Annotated in this window: 16 protein-coding genes; 5 read left to right on the top strand and 11 right to left on the bottom strand. The window is 45.0% G+C overall.

Annotation, left to right across the window (positions count from 1 at the left end):
- Positions 1-106: 106 nt before the first annotated feature.
- From AC6R00_RS09890 to AC6R00_RS09880, 3 genes are all read right to left on the bottom strand, one after another.
- On the bottom strand, positions 107-1,855 hold the full coding sequence (locus AC6R00_RS09890) for a formate--tetrahydrofolate ligase (RefSeq protein ID WP_500640281.1): 1,749 nt from the start codon (positions 1,853-1,855) through the stop codon (positions 107-109).
- Positions 1,856-2,020: 165 nt separating this feature from the next.
- Positions 2,021-2,209, bottom strand: a complete 189-nt coding sequence (locus tag AC6R00_RS09885) for a hypothetical protein (protein ID WP_239852971.1) — start codon at positions 2,207-2,209, stop codon at positions 2,021-2,023.
- A 39-nt stretch (positions 2,210-2,248) separates the two neighbouring features.
- Positions 2,249-4,606: a fatty acid cis/trans isomerase gene (locus tag AC6R00_RS09880; RefSeq protein ID WP_500640280.1), complete on the bottom strand. Its 2,358-nt coding sequence runs from the start codon at positions 4,604-4,606 to the stop codon at positions 2,249-2,251.
- Between the two features lie 261 nt (positions 4,607-4,867).
- On the opposite strand from AC6R00_RS09880, the gene AC6R00_RS09875 reads away from it, so the two are divergent.
- Positions 4,868-5,326, top strand: coding sequence for a hypothetical protein (locus AC6R00_RS09875; RefSeq protein WP_500640279.1), 459 nt, complete (start codon positions 4,868-4,870; stop codon positions 5,324-5,326).
- A 175-nt stretch (positions 5,327-5,501) separates the two neighbouring features.
- On the top strand, positions 5,502-7,394 hold the full coding sequence (gene amt / locus AC6R00_RS09870; RefSeq protein WP_500640278.1) for an ammonium transporter: 1,893 nt from the start codon (positions 5,502-5,504) through the stop codon (positions 7,392-7,394).
- A 40-nt stretch (positions 7,395-7,434) separates the two neighbouring features.
- On the opposite strand, the gene AC6R00_RS09865 is transcribed toward amt, so the two are convergent.
- The 7 genes from AC6R00_RS09865 to AC6R00_RS09835 all read right to left on the bottom strand — a co-directional run bounded on the left by AC6R00_RS09865 (position 7,435) and on the right by AC6R00_RS09835 (position 17,299).
- Positions 7,435-8,337, bottom strand: a complete 903-nt coding sequence (locus tag AC6R00_RS09865; RefSeq protein WP_500640277.1) for a siderophore ABC transporter substrate-binding protein — start codon at positions 8,335-8,337, stop codon at positions 7,435-7,437.
- Positions 8,338-8,346: 9 nt separating this feature from the next.
- Entirely contained in the window at positions 8,347-10,257 is a 1,911-nt protein-coding gene (locus AC6R00_RS09860; protein WP_500640276.1) for a TonB-dependent receptor domain-containing protein, read from the bottom strand.
- A 157-nt stretch (positions 10,258-10,414) separates the two neighbouring features.
- Positions 10,415-11,749, bottom strand: a complete 1,335-nt coding sequence (locus AC6R00_RS09855; RefSeq protein ID WP_500640275.1) for a sensor histidine kinase — start codon at positions 11,747-11,749, stop codon at positions 10,415-10,417.
- Positions 11,746-12,498, bottom strand: a complete 753-nt coding sequence (locus AC6R00_RS09850) for a response regulator transcription factor (RefSeq protein ID WP_500640274.1) — start codon at positions 12,496-12,498, stop codon at positions 11,746-11,748. Before AC6R00_RS09850 ends, AC6R00_RS09855 begins: the two co-directional genes overlap by 4 nt.
- Positions 12,499-12,608: 110 nt before the next feature.
- Positions 12,609-14,222, bottom strand: coding sequence for a VRR-NUC domain-containing protein (locus tag AC6R00_RS09845; protein WP_500640273.1), 1,614 nt, complete (start codon positions 14,220-14,222; stop codon positions 12,609-12,611).
- A 63-nt stretch (positions 14,223-14,285) separates the two neighbouring features.
- Positions 14,286-15,518, bottom strand: a complete 1,233-nt coding sequence (locus tag AC6R00_RS09840; RefSeq protein WP_500640272.1) for an L-lactate MFS transporter — start codon at positions 15,516-15,518, stop codon at positions 14,286-14,288.
- Between the two features lie 320 nt (positions 15,519-15,838).
- Positions 15,839-17,299, bottom strand: a complete 1,461-nt coding sequence (locus AC6R00_RS09835; protein WP_500640271.1) for a DUF3360 family protein — start codon at positions 17,297-17,299, stop codon at positions 15,839-15,841.
- 364 nt (positions 17,300-17,663) lie between these two features.
- Between AC6R00_RS09835 and AC6R00_RS09830 the strand changes: the two genes are divergently transcribed.
- Positions 17,664-20,228 carry a DUF294 nucleotidyltransferase-like domain-containing protein gene (locus tag AC6R00_RS09830; protein WP_500640270.1) on the top strand — a complete coding sequence of 855 codons (2,565 nt, stop codon included), beginning with the start codon at positions 17,664-17,666 and terminating at the stop codon, positions 20,226-20,228.
- Here the strand turns inward: AC6R00_RS09830 and AC6R00_RS09825 are convergent.
- Positions 20,221-21,879 carry an electron transfer flavoprotein-ubiquinone oxidoreductase gene (locus AC6R00_RS09825; protein ID WP_500640269.1) on the bottom strand — a complete coding sequence of 553 codons (1,659 nt, stop codon included), beginning with the start codon at positions 21,877-21,879 and terminating at the stop codon, positions 20,221-20,223. The two genes, AC6R00_RS09830 and AC6R00_RS09825, sit on opposite strands and share 8 nt — an antisense overlap.
- Before the next feature lie 111 nt (positions 21,880-21,990).
- Between AC6R00_RS09825 and AC6R00_RS09820 the strand changes: the two genes are divergently transcribed.
- Together AC6R00_RS09820 and AC6R00_RS09815 are read left to right on the top strand one after the other, a co-directional pair.
- Entirely contained in the window at positions 21,991-22,743 is a 753-nt protein-coding gene (locus AC6R00_RS09820; protein WP_500640268.1) for an electron transfer flavoprotein subunit beta/FixA family protein, read from the top strand.
- A 9-nt stretch (positions 22,744-22,752) separates the two neighbouring features.
- The gene (locus AC6R00_RS09815) at positions 22,753-23,709 is read left to right on the top strand and encodes an electron transfer flavoprotein subunit alpha/FixB family protein (RefSeq protein ID WP_500640267.1); all 957 of its coding nucleotides are present in this window, start codon (positions 22,753-22,755) and stop codon (positions 23,707-23,709) included.
- Positions 23,710-23,731 lie beyond the last annotated feature (22 nt).

The following is a 23,731-nucleotide window of genomic DNA, read 5'->3' as shown; positions in this document are numbered from 1 at the left end:
ATATAGTGCTGAATTGGTCGGCGATTCACGAAGCCTGAAAGATATATTGGAATGCTACAGTAGATCTTGCCGGTGTTTTGTAAGGGCCATGCTAGTCTCACTGACTTTAGCTCAAGCCTACAATGTTTCCTTTATCATCGAGATCGAGATTCATAAACGCAGGCTTCTCTGGCAAGCCCGGCATCGTCATTACATTGCCACAAAGCGCATAAACAAAGCCCGCACCCGCACACAGTCGTAACTCACGGATTGGCACATCGAAGCCAGAAGGCGCACCTTTAATGCTGCCATTGGTGGAAATAGACAGTGGTGTTTTTGCAAGGCAAACCGCTAAGTTGTCGAAGCCATGCTGTTTTAACTCATCAAGCTGTTTTCTTGCTTGGTAACTAAGAGTAATACCACATGCGCCATAACCTGCTTCAGCCACAGCCATTAGCTTCTCTTCAGTCGTTTGGCTAAATTGATACAGTGGCTTGAAGTGGGCTGTTTTGTCACATTGAGCAACGACTTTCTCTGCTAGTTCTAGTGTCCCTACGCCACCTCTAGCGAACCCTTCGCTGATAGCGACTTCAACATCATTTGGTAAAGCTTCAATCATGGCTTTTAGAGCTTGAAGCTCTTGGTCACTATCTTGAGGGAAACGGTTTATTGCAACAACCGCAGGCACGCCGTATTTGTTTACGTTGTCGATATGCCATTTTAAGTTATCGAATCCGGCGATGAGGGCCTTTTCGTCGTTCTCAAACAGCATTTCTGGTATTGCTTGGCCGGGCTTTAAATCGTACAGCCCTGAGTTAGCTTTTAAACCGCGTAAAGTGGCAACAATGACGGCACAATCTGGTGATTTATCTGACATCTGAGCTTTGATGTTACAGGCTTTCTCAAAACCCATATCAGAACCAAATCCACCTTCCGTTACGGTGAATTCACACAGTTTTGTCGCGATGTTGTCTGCGATAATAGACGAGTTACCGTGAGCAATATTTGCAAACGGGCCCGCATGGATAAGCGTTGGAACGCCTTCTAACGTCTGCATCAAGGTTGGCTCAATCGCTTCTTTCATGCTGACGGCCATGGCACCTGCGACCTGCAAATCTTCCGTGGTGATAGGTTTGCCATCGATATCGTATGCGACAACAATTCGGCCAATACGAGCACGAAGGTCTTTTAAGTCAGAAGCGAGCGCAAGAATTGCCATCAGCTCGGAAGCGGCAGAGATGTCAAATCCATCTTGGCGTTCGAAGCCATTAATGGTCTTGTTCGCTTCGTTCATGCCGACCGTCACCATACGCAGTGCTCGGTCGTTGTGGTCCATGACACGTTTCCAGACAACGCGTTGAGGGTCAATTTTGAGGGCAGTTAATCCACTGCGCTGTTCAAAGTCTTTAAAGCCTTGGCGTTGCTCATGATAGATACGTGCATCAATCGCAGCTGCAGCTAAGTTATGTGCTGCAGTAACGGCATGAATATCACCCGTCAGGTGAAGGTTTAATTCTTCCATTGGAGCGACCTGAGAGTAACCACCGCCAGCCGCACCTCCTTTGACACCAAAAACAGGGCCCATTGAAGGCTGGCGTATACAGGCCATAACGGAGCGATTAAGTTTGGCGATGCCTTGAGATAAGCCAATTGTAGTAACCGTTTTTCCTTCGCCAAGTGGAGTAGGGGTTATTGCAGTCACCAATACGAGTTTTCCGGTGACGTTGTTTTGCAAGCGCGCTAAGCTTTCTAAAGTTACTTTAGCCTTGTGTTTTCCCTGGCTATGGAATTCATTTGCATGCAGACCAGCACGCTCAGCAACTTGGGAAATTGGCATTAGTGTAGTATCGCGACAGATCTCAATATCAGACAGCATAAAACCCTCAAAATAGGCACATAAAAAGTGAGGCAATCGTTTGCGTGCAAATGATAGCGATTAAAATTGCTTTGTAAAGCGCTGTTTATAGAGGAGTGAATTATACGTGTGTAATGGGCGATGGGCAAAAGAAAGCCCCATGTAAATTACGATGGGGCGTTTTCGTTAGTACCAGTCATCATCAGGGATTATTTTCCCTTCAGGAGCATAAGGATCATCATCGAAAGGATGTTCAGCCTTGTTCCTAAGGCTATCAAGCTGATGTTCAAGCATCTGTACGGTGTCGTAATCACCTTCTGAGCAGGCAACATAAATTTGTTGTTCCAAAGCTCTAATGCTGTCATTGATACCCATAGTCACCTCCCTGAGCGTGTCATGCGCAGTTGAACGGTTCTACCTATTCTCAAATCTATTGTAGTCAAGCAGGCCAAATTCGATAGGTTGATCCTCTTGATACCATGCGTGAATTTTATCGCTAAATGGCCAAAATTGGTCTGAACTACGACGAATTGCAAAGGTATCCAACAGCTTAACGTAATCTTCCTCGCTCGAAATATTTTTCAACATTTCGACCAGTTTTGGCACTTGCTGTTCTTTAAGGGATAGATACGCAGCTGGGTAGCTACCGATCACTCCACGAACCAAAGTAAGATCATCATTGGTCGGATCGCGGTTACTTTCCTCATCAAATAGACTAGAGATGTTGGTATGAGCATTATTGTGCAACAAGGTGTAGAGCTGATCTTTACCGTTATCAGACTCAATCATTAACATCATTATCTGAGGCAGATAGATAAGCCCTTTGCCTTTGATCTTATCTATACTGCGCAGCAGTTGCTCATTTTCAAGCGTCATTCCTGTTTGTTCGATTTTGAAGCGATTAGTCAGCACAGGAGCAAGTTGAGTCTGTAAAATATCGTATAGCTCAGCTTTTGGATCGTCTGTTTGATACGGCACTTGTGTAGGTTGATCAAACGGCTTAACGTTGCGTTGTAAGAAGTCACTAAGCTGAGCACTTTGGTCTTTGTACCAGCTTGAGTGTTCTTTATGGCGCATATCTCTAGGCAGTAGGGCAACGAAATTACTTTCACCTTCAAGGCGTAAGAAATCCATAAACATCCTCGTCATTAACTGATGTCCGAAGTTGCCGTACACATCGAATCCAGCGACAAGTAAATAGTGGATGCGCTCGATGAGAGCATAATCCAACACCCAAGCTGTTTTGGGCGGTGTGCCGACTAAGCCTTGAACAACAGATGCACTATCAAAGTGCCTGAATACTGTAAGGGCTGCGTTCTGATTCGTTCCTTCTCCTGTCCAAATGACATCCGTGGTTAAATGTTTGCCATCTTTAAACCACTGGTTGATAAAGTCAGATTTTGCCTGTAAATAACGTGCTTGCTGCCTTGAGTAAGAGACCCAGTTGGTGATAGGTAAGGTATTGCTTTCAAGCTCTCCTGGCAGCTTTAAGTTGTCAGCTTGGGTATGATAAAACTCGTTTACTTCAGGGATATCCGCTTTGTCTGGGTCTAAAAAGAACACCCAGAAGCGGTCATTGATGACATTTAGCGCTAACTGTCCACGACAAACTGGTCCTTTAATAAAGGCATTGATCGTATTCTGCGAATTGTCGAGCATGAACTTGAAGCGAGCTTTAACCGGTAGGTCAATAAATGCTGTCATCGGGTTTGCAGCAACATCAGGGGTATAACCTGGAAGCTTCGCGACATCGTAATCGGCGTCGATAAACCACTCTTTCCAATCGTTGATTCGGTCTTCGTTCAAAGCGAATGGCATATGGGTCTTGTCAACAATGGTGCCTTGCTCGGGTATCAATCGGTAGTAAACGCGAGAAATGCCTGGATCATCGTATGGTCTTCGGGTCGCAATACGTTTTACAGGTTGACCGGGCGGTGTACTTGAACGCACTAGAGTGAAAAAGCGTGGATGCTGTTCGTTTAAGTCGGAAAAGTATAAATGCGACAAGAACAAATGCTCGTATATGTAGCGAGCAGTAAGTTGAACCTTACGAGGGCTTTTGTTGAGTAGTGTTTCATATTCGCTGACTAACTGTGCTTGAGCTGAAGTCAAAGGTAGCGGCTGATTCATTGTCGCGCCATCTTGAAGCCAACTTATTAACGTGGAGTATTCGTTGGAAGCGAGGTTTGGCATTCCATAAGGCATACCCCAAGTCGGGTAGTCTTGTAAGTATTGGTCATACTCTTCAATTGTCGGGCAAACTTGAGAGCGATCAACCGAAAAGTCAAAGCCTTCGAGTTGAGCTTGATCTGGAAGAGGGTGGGCCTCTTTTTGCATTAGCATACGAGCGACAAGCCCTGCCTCTAAATTAGCTGTTGGGTTTTGTACGCGTTCGTTAAGTATTGGGTTAAAGCCGAGCTCGCGCCACTCTTGGGTGGTTTGAGCATCTTCAAATAGTCGATGAGGTGTGGCTGCTGTAAGACGAGTGCCTTGATAAATCAGCTCTTTGCTCGCGCCACGGTCAATGCCTTCAACCGATGACATTTTTAGTTGGCAAGGAGCATCGTAACAAGCGTGGCAGACTACACAGCGTTTATCGAGAATAGGTTTAACCTCGGCAAGGAAGAAATCACTCTCCGAGCTATTCAAATCAGTTCGGCGCTCTTGCACGCTAGGCTCGCCAAATAACTGGTCGTAATTTAGCCCAGCATAGGTGGCACAACCGGCGAAAGTTAATACGACTGCCATCATTAAAAAAGTACGTAAATTCATCTGGATACTTGTACTGACTATTCGATGGACTAATTGCAGCAGATGGTTTCAATAATGGCAAACAATACTTTGCTTAACTGATAAAAATAACAAAGAAAATAACTGGGGCTTGATTGTCGAAAGTCGCAATTAATTGTGTATCGCTTAGATAGCGAAGTGCATTCAAATAAAGATAAATGAAATCAAAATACAATTGGGTTGACTGAAAATATTTTAAAATGTTTAATGTAAAACAGTTTTAGTTGTATGGGTTTATAAATCGTGATTGTTGATAATGATACTAAAGTTTCAGCGAATGAAACGGTCAAAGGAAGTAGTCTTATTCCTGAACTTCCAAATATGGTTTCATATAAAAGTAAGCATTTAAAAATACTACTTGAACATGCTGACAACGAAACGATCGAAAGTGTGAGGAATGAGTTCAATGCCGCCTGCGACGAACTCATTAAGGAAAATAGTGAAGCTGTGCTCGAAGTCGCCTATAAACTGCTGAAAGATGCAGGCATCAGTAAGGAGTATCTGTTTGATAAAATTGAACAGAACGAGAAGAAAACAGATGCTTATCTGATTCGCAAAGGCGAGCAGTGTTTTGAAGTGCGAACAATAGGAAGAATAACCGAAGAACTTGCCGTATTTCTCCATGAAAACAATCTTACGCGTAAGGGAGTTATCGCCCACTTAAAACAAAGTGGGGAGAAGGTGTACCTAATAGAAGGTTAAGGCGTGTTCTTTAAAATTCGCATTATCAATTTTTATTTTTTGTCTTAGTTTGTTCCAAAGTTCATTTTGAATGGCCTAGAAGGTAATACCTTAGAGAAAAGTGGAGAATACTCCGTCACTTAACTATGCTCGGTTAATAACAAAGGTAAAATAGAGCGACCTTTTGGGCCTAGCCATGATCGAAAGCGACACGATTAGCATTACCTGGATTCTGTTGTGTACTGCATTAGTTCTTCTGATGCAGCCGGGCTTTACTTGCTTTGAAAGTGGGTTGGTTCGTAACAAAAACAACATTAATGTCTCGCTCAAAAATGTCGCCGATTTCTGTGTCAGTGGCCTGTTTTATTGGTTAATCGGTTTTGGCTTTATGTATGGGGAAAGCTGGAACGGGTGGATAGGGACGGACTTGTTTGTTTTGTCAGAACAAACAGTGCCGTTGATTCTCGCATTCTTTCTATTCCAAATGATGTTTTGTGGCACCGCAGCGACCATTCTATCTGGCGCGGTGGCCGAACGGATGCGGTTCTCAGGCTACTTAATTAGCTCATTGATTACTGCAACCTTGTTGTTCCCAGTTGTGGGCCATTGGATTTGGAATGGCACCCATATTAAGTCAACGGGAATGGGTTGGCTCGCTGAACGCGGCTTCATTGATTTTGCAGGCTCTACAGTGGTTCACTCTGTCGGTGGGTGGATCGCTCTGGTTGCCATTGTTGTTGTCGGTGCGCGTCTAGGTCGCTATACCGAAGATGGTAAACCAAGAGAAATGTACAGCCAAAACTTACCTCTTTCTGCGCTTGGCACGTTTCTACTTTTCATTGGTTGGTTCGGCTTTAATGGTGGTAGCGTAATCCATCCTGATGAAAACCTAGCAAAGATATTTTCAAATACGGCGATATCAGCCTGTACCGGCGGTTTTAGTGCCTTATTGTTGTCTTGGAACATCCACTCCATGCGTGGTACGCGTTACATATTGAATGGACTTTTGGCTGGCTTAGTGTCTATCTCAGCAAGTGCCAATATTGCTAACTTGGCAGGAGCGGTTGCCATTGGTGCAGTTGGCGGATGCATTAGTGTGATACTGGTTAGCCTCTTAGAAAAACTCCGATTAGATGATGTGGTATCAGCCGTCCCTGTTCACTTAGGCGGTGGAGTGTGGGGGACCCTCGCGGTCGCATTATTTGCGCCAATAGATCAGCTCCATGCTGCTAGCCGAATTGATCAGTTATTTATACAGTTGACGGGTATCGCCTCAACCGCTGTATGGGTGGTCGGGGTGAGCTATCCACTACTCAAACTCATTAACCATTTTCATCCTCTCCGCGTGTCGGCTCAAACCGAAACCATCGGGCTTAATTTTGGAGAGCATGGTATGAAGGATGAGCTCATTGACTTGATGGAACAGTTTGATCGCGTAGTCAAAAGTCATGATGAAGAAAAGCATCTCGAAGTCGACCACGGTTCAAGCTACTCCAATCTCTCTATGACCTATAACTATTTGCTGGATAGCACCAACAAGCATTTTCGCAAGAAAGAACAAGAACTGTTGCGTATGGCGAGCCTAGACCCCCTGACTGGGATTGCTAACCGCAGAGTTTATGAGCAGGCGATGGAAAATACCATGCGCCAGAGTCACGAGAGTGATGAAGACTTTGCCTTGCTGATTTTGGATATTGATTATTTCAAACAGTATAACGACCACTATGGGCATCAACTCGGTGACTACTGCTTACAAAATATTTGTCAGGCATTGAGCCGAATTACCAGCCGTAAAAGAGATGTGTTCGCGCGAATAGGGGGTGAAGAGTTTGCTTTTATTCTGCGTAACACCACGATTGAAGAGGCTAAGAAGGTTGCTGAAGCGTTGCGTTATGAGGTTGAGAAACTTGAAATACCTCATGCTCATGCCGATTGTGATTTTGTTACTGTGAGTATTGGTGGCGCTTTGTGGGATGGAAGAATCAACTTGCCTCACACCGCATTGTTTGACGAAGCGGATCGAGCGCTATTTAAAGCTAAGTCAAAAGGGCGAAATCAAGTGATGTTCTTCTCTGAGTTTTCTGAGTAAAGAGCCAGCAGTGGATACTGGCTGGCTTTTTAGTGATGGTTTAATTCAGCACGGCGTTGACGTCATCAATCATAAATTGTGTCGCTTGAATACCGCTGGCTGAGATGTACCAAGCATGTGGGTTAAGATAGTGAATGTGGCCATTCTTAGCGGCTCCCGTTTGCGCTACCAAAGGGTTATTGAGCTTTTTAAAGGCCTCACCAGAATCACGTCCAATGGCTTGATCTCTATCGAGGATTAGCAAGTAGGGTGGATTGGCGTTTGCAATAAACTCGTAGCTAATCAAATCACCGTGAGTTTTATTTCCCTCATTAACGCTAACTTCTGAAAAACCAAAAAGTTTATACAGAGCACTGTAACGAGATTGTGCGCCGAACACGGTCAACTTGCCCCCATTGGTCATGACTAACATGATTTGATGTGCCGGGGTTGTCTTCGATTTAATAGCATCAATCTGCTGTTGTTTTTCCGCGATAAGTTTTTCTACTTGCTCGCTCTTATCAAAAATTTTACCCAGCATGCGCCATGCTTCTTGTGTGGTTGCCCAGTAGTTTGCAGGGTCAGCCATAAACACCACGGTTGGTGCAATTTTTGTCAGTTCTGAGTAAGACTCTGAGCTGCGGTTACTAGCAATGATTAAGTCAGGTTTAAGGGTATAGATAGTCTCAAAGTCCGGTTCGAACAAAGAACCGACAGCAGGGTACTTATTGCTTTGATACTTATGTAGATACTGCGGCATTGGCGCTTTTACCACGCCAACGGGCTCTATGTTTAAACTATCAAGTACGTCTAAGGTATCCATGCCCAAAACGATAACCCTTTGAGGGTTAGACTCAAGCGTTGTTTGGCCCATAGGGTGCTCAACTGTGATAGTTTCAGCACCCACTAAAGGGCTAAAGATAGCGATGCCGACGATCGCGAGTAATTGTTTTATCGAATCCATTCCAAGCTCCTAAAATGCGTAGCTAACATTAAAGCGGAAGTCACGACCTGCATTGGCGTAACCTTTCGCTACAGGGCTTCCGATGTATTCGTGGTAAGAACCATGATCGAGGTAGTATTTATCAAACACGTTTTTAACCGATACGGTGAGAATGAGTTCCTCGTCGCTGAGTGGACGCCATTGAGCGTATAGGTCGTGGACATCGTACCCCGGCTTCTCTGGGTTTACCTTAGGATCGGCGACATCGGTGAGCTTTTCTACCAAGGTGACATGCCAGCCAAATTCAAGGTTTTCATTCCAAAGGTAGTTAAGATCTAACAGCCAAGTATCGCCAACAGACGTACCCAAAGTCATATTATCGTCACTCAAAGGTTTTCCATTAAGCTCTGGCTTTGATTGGTTGTAGCTTAACGTGGCAAAAAAGCTATCTAGTGTTAGTCCGACGTTTGCGGTTACCCCCGAGGTTTCGAGTTTGCCTGCATTAACATATTTACGCACGTTGTAATCGAACGCGACAACATCATCGATAGTAGTGTCGAAGACGGTCACACCCGCTCTGAACATATCGTTCGCAAACTTGACACCATATTCAATGTTTTTTGCTCGCTCTGGGCCACGTGTTGGAGAGTTTTCGTTAGAGCCCAATACGAAGTTTTCTTTGACTTGCTGTCCTCTGAAGGCTTCTGCATAACCAGCAAAGAGGCTGAGACCATTGTCGAAGCGGTAATTTGCAGAAACGTTAGGGCTGAAATCGCTCGATTCAAAGTTTTGATCTAGGTTGTCATCGAGTTCATACCAGTCGTATCTCGCACCAGCAGATAGCAGCAGTGATTCGGTTACGTTCCAATCATCTTGAAGGAACAAACCGTACACAGTGCCTTTTTCCGTGTAGGTATTGGTTGAGCCTTTTAACTTGTTCTTATCTTGCTTGTAGTCAGCGCCCACAATTAGGGAGTTGTTTGCCAATGTTGCGGTGTTGAAGACTTTGCCGCCAAAGGTGTTAATTGTTCCCTCACTGGTTCCCCACTGTGGGTGGTCTATGTGAGCAATACGGTTTTCCGTGGTGTAAACCGTTGTGTCAATCTTGATGAGATCACCCTCTGTATAGACGTGATTGGCGGTGATGGTCTGTCTATCCGCTTCCTGTTTAAGAGGTTCGTTTTTAAAACTTGGCTGGAAGTGGGGGCGGTTTAGGCGCGTGCTGTCATCGTCACGATAGTCATAGGCGAGGGAGATATAGTGGTGACTGTTAATGTTGCCAGATAACTTCAGCAAGGCGACTTTTTGTTCTGACTTGGTATAAGGCTGCTCTTCACCGTGACCATCAACGATATTATCTGTATCTTGGTAGCCAAATGAAGCGAGAAGCCCTAGGTCTTCAGAAACCTCACCATACAGGCTTGCTGACCCTTTATAACCTTTGTTGTTTGTGTAGTAGCCCCCTTTTACTTGAGCGCCAAATGTGTCGCCAGAAGAGAGTAGATCATGGGCGTCTTTGGTTTTAAATTGAATTGCACCACCTAACGCACCCGGGCCATTTGTCGCGCGCCCAGCACCTGCACTCACATCAACTTGCTTAAGTAATTCTGGTTCGATAGAGAGGCGACCTTGGTGGTGGAAAAGATTCCCTGACTGTTCGGCACCATCAATAGAGATATTGAGCATGGTGTCTTCTAGACCACGAACATAGATTTTTTGTGAGATACCGGAAGAGCCGCCGACGTTAACTTCAGCGTCTTTACGGAAGATATCGTTGAGGTCTTGTGCTTGCTGCTTTGCTAAATCATCAGCCGTGATTGTTGTATCAACGCCAAGGGTTTTCTGACCTAAGACTTCTATGGTCTCTGTTGTGTCATCTGCTACAGCAAAGTTTGTAGCTAATAGTAGTGCGATAGGGCTTAACTTGAATACGGTGTCCATTTGACCGTAACCTCCACTGGTAATGAGAATTATTATCGAGAAGGATTTTGCGGTTATTGATTGAGTGAGTAAATGAGTTTTACAACTGTTACAAATGAGCTTGACTGACTAATTGATGACGCGGGTAGAGGAATCAACTCTACCCGAGTAAACGAGATTAGTTGGGTAGTACAATCACCATATCAAGTCCCGGAGAAGGCTTGTTCCTTGCTTCTATCGAACCTTTGACCGCTTCTATATGTCGCTTAGCGAGAGCTAAACCAACCCCAAAGCCTTTACGCGAACCCATATCGTTGTCTGCTTTAAAGAAAGGTCTAAAGATCTTACTTGTTAGCATAGGGTCTAGTCCCGGGCCACTATCAGAGATAATCAGCTTGAACTGCTCGCTTGTCGCGCTACCAATGATGTTAAGGCTCTCTCCTTCAGGAGTGTATCTCAGGCCATTGCGGATGATGTTTTCGATGGCTTGAGCTAATGCACGTTGATTAGAGTGCTGCAACTCAACTTGCTGTGGCAATTGCAAGCAGATCTGCTTGTTTGGGTATTCAAACTGAGCATCTTCAACAATCGCCTCGATGAGTTCGATCACATCGAAGGTTTCATTGGTTAACTCCGGTCGTTCGTTTTCTAGCCAAGCTAAAGTGAGAGTATCTTCAGCCATTTGCCGCATTGCTTTGGTTTCTGAGCGGATCCTTTGCACCATCTCACTTGTGTCGATTTGATTCTCGACACAATCCGTTGCCATTTCGACACGTGCCAACGGCGTACGGATTTCATGGGACATTTCCGCGATCAAATTACGATTGTGCTCAATAACATTAGAGGTGCGCTCTGCCATCATATCGAAGGTTTTTGCTATCTGGCTGAGCTCATCATTACCAAGCTTAAAGCGATCAGCGATACGGGCATCGTAGTTGCCTTGGCTAAATTCAGACGTCGCTTTGTGGAAGTGACGTAAAGGTCTCATGATGTAGCGATAAATATAGATAGTCAGCGCGAGCAAGGCCGTGAATGGAAGTATGAAACGGAAGAACCAAAATGCGTGCGACATATAAGTCCCCGGTCTCATTCTGTCGGGAAGGATGACCAGAAAATGATAGTTAAATGGGTCTAGTCCGACTTCCATGATTGGGTTTTCAGGGAAGTAAAGGTGGATCTTCCACTCAACATTGCGCCCGATACCGTAGCCTGACCAAAACCGTTGGTTAAGCGGGTTACCTGCAATCACGTCAACTTGAGAGTGGAGCACTGTTGCCCATGTGTTTTCTTTAATGGCCAGTTGTTCGAGCCATGTGTTGAGCTCGTCGTGTTTCCCTTGCGACAACAAGTCTTGGACATGTGCACCCCAATCGAGGATCTCTTGCTGGTGAGATTTATCGATGTAGCTCATCTTTTCATTCGAAAGAATGGCAGCGCTATGTAGCAATGAAAAGAACATGACACCGCCAAGAGCCAGAACGATAAATAATCGCCAAAATAGCAGTTTTTTCATCTTACTAAGTAGCCTTTTCCGTGGACAGTTTGAATGCGATCTTGCGGCATACCCATTGACGTTAAGGTTTTGCGAACTCGGCTTAAATGCATATCTAGGCTGCGATCATAAGGGCTGAACTCACGCTCTAGAACCATTTGATATAGGTAGGGTTTACTTTGAACCACACCATGATTCTGTACGAGAGTCCACAGTAGTTTGAATTGTATTGGTGTCAGCGTTACTTTGCTTGCACCTAGTACGCTTACTTCATATTCGTGGCGATCGAGTTTGAGCTCATGATGTTCAAGGTAGCGGTTAGAGCTAGGAGAAGCGTTGTAACCTGAGCGACGCAAAATAGCATCGATGCGTAAGCTCACTTCAGTGAAATTACACGGCTTGCTGATATAGTCATCCGCGCCAAATTGCAGGCCACGAATACGATGTTCCTCGGCACCAAAAGCCGTGAGCATGATAACGGGGGTATTGGAATGAGCTCGAATATAATTAAGCAGACCAAACCCATCAACCTCAGGAAGGTTAACGTCAAGAATGATAAGGTCGAACTGGCATTGATTCAATGCTGACAGTGCTTGAGCGCCACACATAAGATTAGTCACGCTATAAGAGCGACTTTTCAGAAGGGCAGTGAGTTGCTTGTTAAGAAGTTCATCGTCTTCTACTAGCAGAATCGAGGGGGCGCTGGCACTCGTTGTATGAGTTATCTCACCACTGTCAAACGAAGACGAGTTAACGCTGCCATCAAACATAACAAACTCCTTTTATTGATAATGCTAATTATTATCAATAAAAGGAGGGATAGATGCAATCCTATTGCATACTAATCATTAACAAGAAACTGAGATTGTATAACTGTTCGTTATTCTTGCGACACGTAGCATGCAGCAAATGGAACCTCGAGTTCAATAAAGTGCTTAAACCAACGCCATTGGTTATCTTGCAGCTTATCTCCAGGTCCTTTGACTTCAACCCATTCAAACTGACCTTGTTTGAAGAGAATGAGATCAGGCATGCCACTTCGGTAGAGTTTGAGATCTTTTAGCATCACTTTAAACAGGGATAGTGCCACGTGGTTTGGTATGTGCTTGATGCAAGCCTCTAGCAGTTCTAGCTCAAACCCAGCCCAATGGACAAACGGGTTCGCCAAGCCATATTTCTGGTGGTAGGTGCTGAGAAGAGAGTTTAGTCCATCACGCTCTAGAGTGTAGAATGCTTGGTCAATCAAAGCTTGACGCTTGATGGCAAAATCGGCGTGATACAAATCCAACGGGCGATGTTGGTAGCGGTTAATAAAAGCACCTTCTATCGGCGTGAATACCACATCCCAGAAAGCCAAGCCAAACAAGCCATTGAGCAAGAGGTTTTCGGCGTAGAACACCTGATAACCAAGCTGTTCAAAATGCGATTTTACTGCCAATTCTACTCGCTGCTGAGAAAGATCTAACTCTAAGTGGTATTCGTGAATATATGGCTTTTTCTCTCTTGGGACTCGAAGCCCTTGTTTGCGTTTAAGCCTTTGTTCAAGCTTGTGCGCAGTTTCTAGCTCTGCCACATCCACAGGCTGGAGTAACACTTCAGTGACAACGTTACTCATGTCATCAATGTTATCCAGTTTATCGTGGACTCGCGCTTGACGCTCGCGTGACGGTGGCATGGAAGTTTTCGCAAACCACTCTAGGCACTCTTCTAGTCTTCCTAGCCGCTCTAGATCTCTCGCCATATCGTTGATCAATTGCTGACGCTTACGTTCTATATAGTTATGACGGAATGGGTGCTCAATTTCGCCCAGCAGATCCAATAAGCTAGATGCGTCTTTCCTATCAGAGTCTATATAACGAGCATGTAAATCGGAAAGGTGTAGTAACTGGTTAAGCTCAGTCCGTGTGGAAAAGAATCGGCGTTGTTCGCTAAGTTGATAGTTTTCAAATTGATGCAGACCTAAATCATCAAGAACAAACTGGCTGAGATCTTGGTGTGTGTTAGCGAAAAACAGCGCTAGTAAGACATCAATAACCTCAGATTGCTTAAGTCTGATTACTACAAAGTTAATGTCATCAAAACGGGTAAATGGTTCCTGAACGATCTGGTTTAACAACACCTCCTTGCGAGCTGTCTTATTCGAGAAGGTAAACAATGAGCATAGTTCCGGCTTTGTAAGTAGCTCGGAGGCAAGCGTTAAAGAGCAAACATCGTGATTAACAGTAATGAAATCGCTGAGTCGCAGGGACTCTAGACAAGGTGTGATATCGCCAATTTCAGGGTAGTTTAATTTATCAGAGCGAAACCACTCGCCTTTGCGAGATAGTAACCGCACTAACAAACATTGTGAGTTTTTGTCTAACCGTTCGAAACTGTGTAGCCAATTTAGTTCATTTTCAGTCAGAAAGTCAGGATACCAGTCTAAAGCATGAGTAATTAGCTTGGTGAAATTATGAAGATAATAGTCAGGTGCAAGTTCGATAGGGTCAGACATAACTGCGAGATACAAAAAAGGCTTAACCCTAAGGTTAAGCCTTTTTGCTAGTAATTCAATATATTAAGCGCTTTTAAGCTCAGCGACTTTCGCTTCAGATAGCGGTCGAGTAATGAAGGCAAGTACGATACAAACTGCCATCATCGCTGCTGAGATAGTGTACGCAAGACCGTAGCCTTCACCGTTAGTCATTGAGAAGCCAACAACTGCAGCACCGATTGCACCACCAATACCCCATGCTGTGTATAGCACGCCGTAGTTAGTACCATAGTTCTTAAGACCGTAGAACTCAGCGGTTAGGGTCGGGAATACTGCTAGAAGAGTACCGTAACCTACTGCTGCGATCGCTGTACCAATGATTAGTGTGAACTCAGAGTTGAAGGTTGCAAATAAAACCATGTTGATGCCCTGAAGAACGAACGCTAGAAGTAGTGTACGTACGCCACCAATTTTGTCTGCAAGCATACCAGCAGCAACACGGCCGCCAGAGTTGAATACCGCTAGGATAGACGCTAGGTAAACTGCGTTTGGTAGGTTTGCTTGAACACTTGCGATGGTCGTGATGTTACCAATGATCATCAGGCCAACAGACGCTGCGAACGCGTACATGATCCATAGAGAGTAGAACTGAGGCGTTTTAAGCATAGCTTTCCAAGTTAGGTCGTCAGACTTCTTAACCACTTTTGGCGCTTGGCCTTCTTTTACTTTTGGTTCAGCAGGCGTGTAATCTGCTGGTGGGTTGCTGATAGTTGCAGCTAAAGGTACAGCGATAGCAAGGACACCAACACCAAGAATCATAAAGCTGGTTTGGATACCCATGCTTGTGATTAGAGCAGAAGTCACCGGCGCTAAGTAGATAGCTGCTAGACCAAAGCCTGCTGCGATAATGCCGTTAACCATACCTTTCTTAGACGCGTGGAACCACTTCATTGCAGAAGGAGAAAGACATGCATAGCCAAAACCGATACCTGCACCAGTGATAACACCAAAAGTGATGTTCAGCATAAGTGGTGAATCAACAAAGCCAGATGCGATCATGCCTAGACCTGTTAGCACAGTACCTAGGATAAGGATCAAGCGAGGGCCCATACGGTCTTGTAGGATACCAGCAACCAGAAGACAGATAGAGAAAGTGATCGTTGCCGTTGCGTAAGGCGCTGAAGCTTCAGCTGCGCTCCAACCTGACTCGGTCACTAGTGCCTTGTTGAATACACTCCAAGCATACAGGATGCCAAGACAAAGGTTGATACAGAATCCCGCTAGCAGGATACGCATAGCTTTATCAATCTTGCTCATTTTTCTTCTCGTTTTTCCTCAAAAGAGGATCGGTTAACAGGTCATTTGCTCAAATTAAGTTTGCGTTTATCAACATAAATCGCAATGGGCGCGAATTATAACCGAATAAAATGTGATTGGAATCTCTTTTTCAACTAATTCTAATATTTCTCTAATATTGTTGAATTTTTGTATCCTAAGAGATTTCCTGCAGATGATGAAACAGGGGGGAGGTGAGCGATAATTAGCCTGATATATAAGTTGGGTGAATGTAGTTGATAGAGGAGTACAGAAAAGAAAAGGCGCAGAATGGTACTGAACTGCGCCTTGAGAAGGAGGGGTTAATTACCAATTAGAGCAGGGATACCAGGTAGCTGACCGACAAACGCGAGTGAGCCAACACAAATGATGAATGCAAGACCTGGAATAAGGTACTTATCTTTTGGTGATAAAGACTTCGCACGCTCGTGGTCGCCAATTAGCCCCATGTTATCGAGCAGCATGGTTGTCGCCCAGCCAAAGACAGGGTTCACAAACGCACAAGCAAAGATACAGATACCAGCACTGAGCGAATCTTTGTGCTTGTGAATCATCTGCATACCCGCTTCAAGTAGTGGTAGGAAAACACCCACAATAAGTGCGACTCGTAGTACAGGCTCCCACATGGCTAAGTCCATCGGATAGCCAATAACTGATGCTGCGATACACATCAAACCAGTCAACAAAGCACCACCTGGGATAGGGCGTTTAGCAATCGCCGCAGGAATCATGTACGTCCCCCACGATGAGGCTAAGTTACCACCACCTAAAAGTGCACCGACACCTTGGCGAACTGACGCGCCAACCATAGTATCGTCAACGTCCATTAAGACGCCTTTGGCCTCTTTCGGGTAGTTCAGTTCTTGGAATACACGGTGTCCTAGGTAGTCAGGTGACCACATAGCGACGGCAAGCAGAGCAAAAGGTGTGACCGCGATAAAGTGTTCTAGATTAGGCCAACCTAATTGCCAACCTGTGTCTTCGCCCCACCAGTAGAATGGACTAAAGTGTGGGAGGCCAGGTTCTGTTGTAAACGAGAAATCAGCACCCATAACGTACGCTACGATACCTGCAAGCGCTGAACATAGGGGGATGGCTAACCAACGTTTATTGATTTTGGCGAGATAAGCATAAACCATCACAGTCACACCGATAACGGCAAAAGAGATGTAGCCCTGATCGCTACTTGCAGCCCACGTTTCGGTCTTGTTGATTTGACCAATCAAACCGACCGCGCCTAGGTAAATCAATAAGCCTCCTCGCACACCGACCCCTGTTAAGGTCATGAGCTTGGAACCCCCTTTAGTAAAGGCAAGGATCAAACCAAAGGCACAGACCATTAAGCCAAGCGCTAACGGATGCCCGCCCGCAGCAGCGATAAGCGGTATCAACGGGATCATTGGCCCATGAGTCCCGGCTAAGTTAGCGTTTGGATTTAAAATGGCTGAAAAAAGGATAACAAACAGAGCACCCGCAATGAGCAGTTCGTAACGAACGTTTTCTGCAACAAATTCAGGTGATAAACCAAATTGCGCGGCAAAGGCGGCGACCATTGCCGTCACCATGACCACTTTACCTATGGTCGCGGCTAGGGCAGGAACCCAGTCTTCTATTTCAATACTGTAATCACGTGAGGGTAAGTGAATACCCCAGCGGCGAAAACTCATGATCTTTAGATCATGGTTGAGAAACTCTTCTCGGCTCTCAAATTCATGCGCTTTCTTACGCATATCTCTGTAAAAGGTTTTACTAGTGTTAGACATTTCGTCTTCCTTTGTTATGAGACGAAGTTGAACCATGTCAATTAGCTCTCCACTTACACTTGGTATACTGACCTTCGATCAGTACGAGACGACATCCCAGACGCTACCAAGAACCTTATCTCATTGAAAAGGTGGGAAAACATGAACTCACTTCGTTGATGACGACAAGATAACTCTTGGGCACCTTGTCAAAAATCGAGTCAAAACATTGGCCTCATACTAAGAAAGGGGTATTTGATAATTATTGATTTCGATTAAGTAAATTTTCGAAGGTATAGTTACGATGATTGGGTTTTAATAAAAATGCTACGTACCGCACATTTTTGATTTATTTATCAATATGCAAGGAAATGACTAAAATCCGATGAAAATTTCTGAACACGCTAACCGAACAGAGCGCTTATATGGACTTCGTGCTGAAGATATTCATCGTTGGATAGACGGCTTTTTTGACTTCAATGGCGAAGGTCACCATGAAACCATGGCCAGAGAGCTGGAGTTTGACCCTTATTCCCACCGACGATTCCGTCATTGCAAAGAGGCCCTTTCTGAAGCTATTCAGGAGTTTGGTGATAAGTATACGAGCCAACAGATAAAAGACGTTTTTGAAACTCATGTACGTGATGACTACCACGGATATTTACCGTCGAAAGCTGACTTTGAGAACGGCTCTTTCACCGCCAAGTACCATGATGTCAATCATCAAGATGAGCTTGGTGATGTCCTTGATGAGCGCGAGCTTGAAGATTACTTTGCTGGCTTAAATGCCCAGCAAACTGATCATCAATCTACATTAAGCCGATTTAGTTTACGTATCGTTTTGCCGACAGTCAGCGCCATTATTTTGTTCGTTACCGCGATTATTTATGTGATTTTGCCCTTAGTGGAAGACTCCATGGTCAACCAGAAACAGCAGATGCTTAAGGAACTCACTTCCACGGCAGTCAGTGTGGTCGACAGATACATCAAACTGGAACAAAGCAGCAAGCTAAGTAGAGAAGAGGCTCAGTCTAAAGCGGCGATGGATATTAAGTCGATGAGGTATGGCGCTGAAAATAAAGATTATTTCTTTATCACTGACATGCATCCAAGAATGATTATGCATCCTTATCGCCATGATCTAACCAATAAAGACTTAACCCATTATTACGAGAATGATGATTCACGTTTTCCCATTTTTGTCGAGTTAGTTAATCTGGTGAACAGTTCGCACGAAGGCTATCTAGAATATCTTTGGCAATGGAAAGACGATGCGACGGTTACCGCTCCGAAGATGACATATGTTGAAGGGGTAGAAGAGTGGCAGTGGGTTGTTGGTACAGGCGTCTACTTACAGGACGTACAGCAAGAGATTGATAAACTAGAAAGTACGCTATATCGAGTGTTTGTATTGATCACTTTAGGTTTGGCGCTCATTTTGTTCTACGTCATCGCTCAATCAAAAGTGATAGAGCGAAGAAAGAAACGCGCTGAACACGCTCTAAATGAGGCGAAGAACCGCTATAAGGCATTGGTTGAGTCTTCTAATGAAGGATACATTTTAGAAGCAGATGGCAAGATTATTTTCTCTAACTCTCGCCTTCATCAATTACTTGGCTACACAGATACTGAACTCAAGTCTCAAACGATATGGCAGGAACTATTCTCTAGTGCGGCACATAACAAAAACGTTATAGAACATTTATTACAGTTATTTAGCCATCAAACTGAGCCTGCCGAGTTTGAAGCTCAGATCGTCACTAAAAGCGGTCGCGAGATAGACATTATTTTAAGTACCTCTCGAATCTTCCTGTCAGAGAAGTTAGGCCATGTTATCTCTTTTCGTCCTATCGTTCGCAAAGTGTATGGCGCGAGCTTTGGTTCAGTAAACCCGAGTACGGACTATCAAAAAACCAGTGCAAGTATCGTTTTAGACATTGAGCATGGAGAAAGCCATAGCCATGTTATTGAATCTCTCAACCGATTGACCGATTTGATTCGCGAGATGATTGCTGCAGGTGCTCGTCCCGATCACTTAAGAAGACTAATTGGCAGTACCTATGATGCGGCGATTGGTCGCTTTATCGAACTGACCATTCAAGAGATAGGTGAGCCGCCCGTGCCATTCTCTTTCTTATCGTTTGGTAGTAATGCTCGCCATGACATGACTCTATTTTCCGATCAGGACAATGCGATCGTATTCGAGACACCCGATGACCAAGACCTTAAAGCCACTCGTCGCTATTTTCTCCACCTAGCCGAAAAGGTATGTGCCATGCTCAATCAGGCCGGCTATAGCTATTGTGACGGCTTGATTATGGCCTCTAACCATCAGTGGTGTTTGAGCGAGAACGAGTGGCAAAGCAATTTTGACCAGTGGATCCAACAAGCAACACCTGACGGCATATTGGAACTGAACGTATTCTTTGATATCCGCTCAACCTATGGTGATCCCCGATTAGCGGCTGGGATCCAGTCTCATATTCAGAAGCTACTATCGAATCAACCAGAGTTTCTTGGTGTATACGCGCAAAACTGTCTTGCGCATTCCATTCCTCTCAACGATGAAAACGTGCTAGTTACAGAGCAACATGAAGGGCGTGAAACAATCAACCTTAAAGATTGCCTGAGGCCAATGGAGATCTTTTGTCGTCTCTATGCTCTCAAACATGATATCCGAGAAAGTAATACGGTCGAAAGGTTAAAAGGGCTCCATGCAGCGCAAGAAATCGATGCCAAAACCTATCGAGAGATGGTGTATATATTCGATCATATTTGGCATCTCCGTTTTATGAATCAAATCATAGAATACAGCGACTTAAGGCAAATCAATGACATGTTAACGGTCGATGACTTAACGCTGTTAGAACAGCAGAACCTTAAAAATGTCGTCAGCCGGATTTCGATGTTTCACCAAAAGGTGCGGCATGATTTTGGGTTGGCTACATAGTTGTGTAGTTAGGCCCGCCACCTTCTGGAGGAACCCAGGTGATATTTTGCGAAGGATCTTTTATATCGCAGGTTTTGCAATGCAAACAGTTCGCTGCGTTTATCTGTAATTTACGCTGACCTTCGACTTCAATAATCTCGTAAACTCCTGCAGGGCAATAGCGTTGGCTGGGTTCGTCAAATAAAGTTGAATGATGAGTCACAGGCAACTGCTGATCGGCAAGCAGTAAGTGACAAGGTTGGTTCTCTTCATGAAAGGTTGACGAAAGAAAGACGGAAGAGGTTTTGTCAAAACTAAGAACACCATCAGGCTTAGCGTAGTGGATTGGCTTACAGCGAGATAACTCATGCATCGCTACATAATCGGCTTGTTGGTCGCCAATATCCCAACTTGATTGTCCGTTGGTTAGCTTATGCCAGACATTTTGTTCCAACAGCGCCAGCGCTCCCCCCAAGAGGGAACCATATTTATGAATCGCGCCGGGGAAATTACGGGTTTGATTGAGCTCTTGGTATAGCCAAGAATCTAAAAACAATGCTTGGTAATCTGCTTCCACTTGGTCTCTTTCAATAGCGTCGAATGCGGCTTGTGCAGCCAGAAGCCCAGATTTCATTGCGGTGTGACAACCTTTGATTTTGGCCGAGTTGAGTGTGCCAGCGTCGCAGCCAATTAAAAGTCCACCAGCAAATTGCTGCTTAGGAAGCGAGAGCAAGCCGCCTTTGGCAATGGCGCGAGCACCATAAGCGATTCTTTCAGCCCCTTGCAGAAAATGGGCAAAACGTGGGTGGTGTTTAAGCCTTTGGAACTCATCAAAAGGGCTCAGGTAAGGGTTGTGGTAATTAAGGTCGGTGATCAATCCTACCGCAATAAGGTTATCCTCAAGATGATATAAAAAGCCGCCTCCCGTCGAGTCAGACTCGCTCAAAGGCCAGCCAGTTGAATGAACCACTAAACCGGGACTGTATCTTTCATCATCTTCAGGCAGTGTCCAAACTTCTTTAATACCCAATGCGTAGTGTTGTGGCTGACGATCACGATCAAGGTTGAAATGCTTGATTAGGCTTTTCCCTAGACTGCCGCGAGCACCTTCAGCAAAAATGGTTTGTTTCGCATTGAGCTGTATGCCCGCTTGGAAGGTGTTTTTCTGCTCGCCATTTTTATCTAAGCCCATATCGACAGTGATAATGCCAGTCACGGCGCCATTGTAGTCAAAGCAGACTTCTTTAGCAGGAAAGCCGGGAAAAACCTCAACGCCTAGGCTTTCAGCTTGCTCTGCTAACCAGCGGCATAGCTTACTCAAGCTAATCACGTAATTCTGGCGACTGTTTCTCATCGCGAGTGGGGTGAATAACTCGGGTATCTGAACATGATTTTGCGCGGTGGTGAGATACAGAAACTCATCTTGCGAGACGGGGGTAGTCACTGGTGCACCTAGTTCACGCCAGTCTGGGAAGAGTTCATCAAGAGCCGATGTTTCAAACGCCGCCCCAGAGAGTATGTGCGCGCCAACTTCGGGGCCTTTTTCTACCACGCAAATAGAAAGAGGTTTCTCTTGTTGCTGAGATAGTTGTGCAAGCCGACATGCAGCTGAAAGCCCGGCAGGACCAGCGCCGACAATCACTACATCAAAATCCATGCTTTCTCTTTCCATTGTGTTCAACCTTCGATTTTAAAAATGTTGATTGCATTAAATATAGTTACAGTTGACGTAAACGTAAATTTTACTAAGCTCAAACTACACACATTGTTCTTGGAGAGAGTAATGAAAGTACTGGTAGCGATTAAGCGTGTGATTGACCCGTATACAAAAGTCAGGATAAAGGCCGACGAGTCTGGTGTTGAGACAGGCAACGTCAAAATGACCATTAATCCATTTTGCGAAATAGCCGTTGAAGAAGCGATTCGACTTAAAGAAAGTGGTGCTGCGAGTGAAGTCATCGTGGTTTCAATTGGTTCGACTGTGTGTCAGGAGCAGCTTAGAAGCGCGTTGGCCCTTGGGGCGGATAGAGCGATTCATCTCGATACCGAGAAAACGTGCCAGCCACTTGTCGTTGCCAAACTACTTAAAGCCGTTGCGCTGCAAGAGGAGGCACAACTGATACTGTTGGGTAAGCAATCCATCGACAATGACAACAATCAGGTCGCGCAAATGTTGGCCGCTCTTATGGCATGCCCTCAAGCGACATTCGCGTCGAACATACAGATTGAAAATGATAAAGCGATTGTGACGCGAGAGATTGATGGCGGCTTAGAGACACTACAAATATCGTTACCTGCTGTTGTAAGTACTGACCTGAGATTAAATGAGCCGAGATATGCGTCACTACCTAACATCATGAAAGCGAAGAAAAAACCATTAGATGTCGTCGAGGCGGAGTCTCTTGGAGTCGAGATTAAATCTTCGCAGCAGACGCTGCAAGTCTTTGCACCGCCGAAGCGAGAAGCAGGCGTTATGGTCGCTAGTGTTACTGAGCTAGTCGACAAACTTAAAAATGAAGCGAAAGTCATTGATTAGGGGATAGCAATGAGTGATATCAAAGTATTAGTGTTAGCACAGCATGATAACCAGACCCCGAGCGCAGATTTTTTAGCCACCTTGTCGGCGGCTAAATCGATCATTGACGCAGCAGGAAGCGGCTCGGTTGACGCTCTGGTTGTGGGTTGTAACTGTGACAATGTTGCACAGTTGATTAAGCAGTCGTCCTTGCTAGAACACGTTCTTGTCGCTGATAACGCATGCTATCAAGATATGCTTGCAGAGAATCTTGCTGAAGTTGTAAAACAAGTTGGTGTTGAATACAGCCACGTATTAGCGCCAGCCAATACTTTCGGTAAAGACGTCTTACCAAGAGTGGCCGCGCTGCTCGATGTTGAAATGCTGTCAGACGTGATGTTAATAGAAAGCGGTGATACGGTAGTGCGTCCTATCTATGCGGGTAACGCATTAGCCAGAGTACGCTCAGAAGACGTGATAAAAGTGATGACGATACGCTCAACGGCTTTCGATAAAATGCCATTGGATGATGGTGGTTCAGCTCAACTGATAACGCTTGATACGCATATCGCCAGCCAAGGTACTCAATTGGTAAGCCGAGAAAGCGCGCAGTGTGACCGACCTGAACTGTCTAGCGCCAGCGTTGTGATTTCTGGTGGCCGAGGTTTGGGCAGTAAAGAAAACTTCGCTTTAGTCGAAAAATTAGCCGATAAGTTAGGCGGTGCAATTGGTGCGTCTCGGGCGGCGGTTGATGCAGGTTTTGTTACTAACGACTTGCAGGTGGGGCAAACGGGTAAGATTGTTGCGCCTAACTTGTATATTGCGGTAGGAATATCAGGGGCAATTCAACATCTCGCAGGTATGAAGGACTCGAAAGTCATTGTTGCGATTAATAGTGACCCTGATGCCGCTATTTTTGAAGTTGCAGATTACGGTTTAGTCGGGGATCTATTTGAGATTTTGCCCGAATTGATCGAGTCCGTTTAGGGCTCTTTCTCTTTCCCGTAAT

Source organism: Vibrio sp. R10-SF1-ISO8 (assembly GCF_059833805.1).
This window is presented reverse-complemented; position numbering and strand designations above follow the sequence as displayed.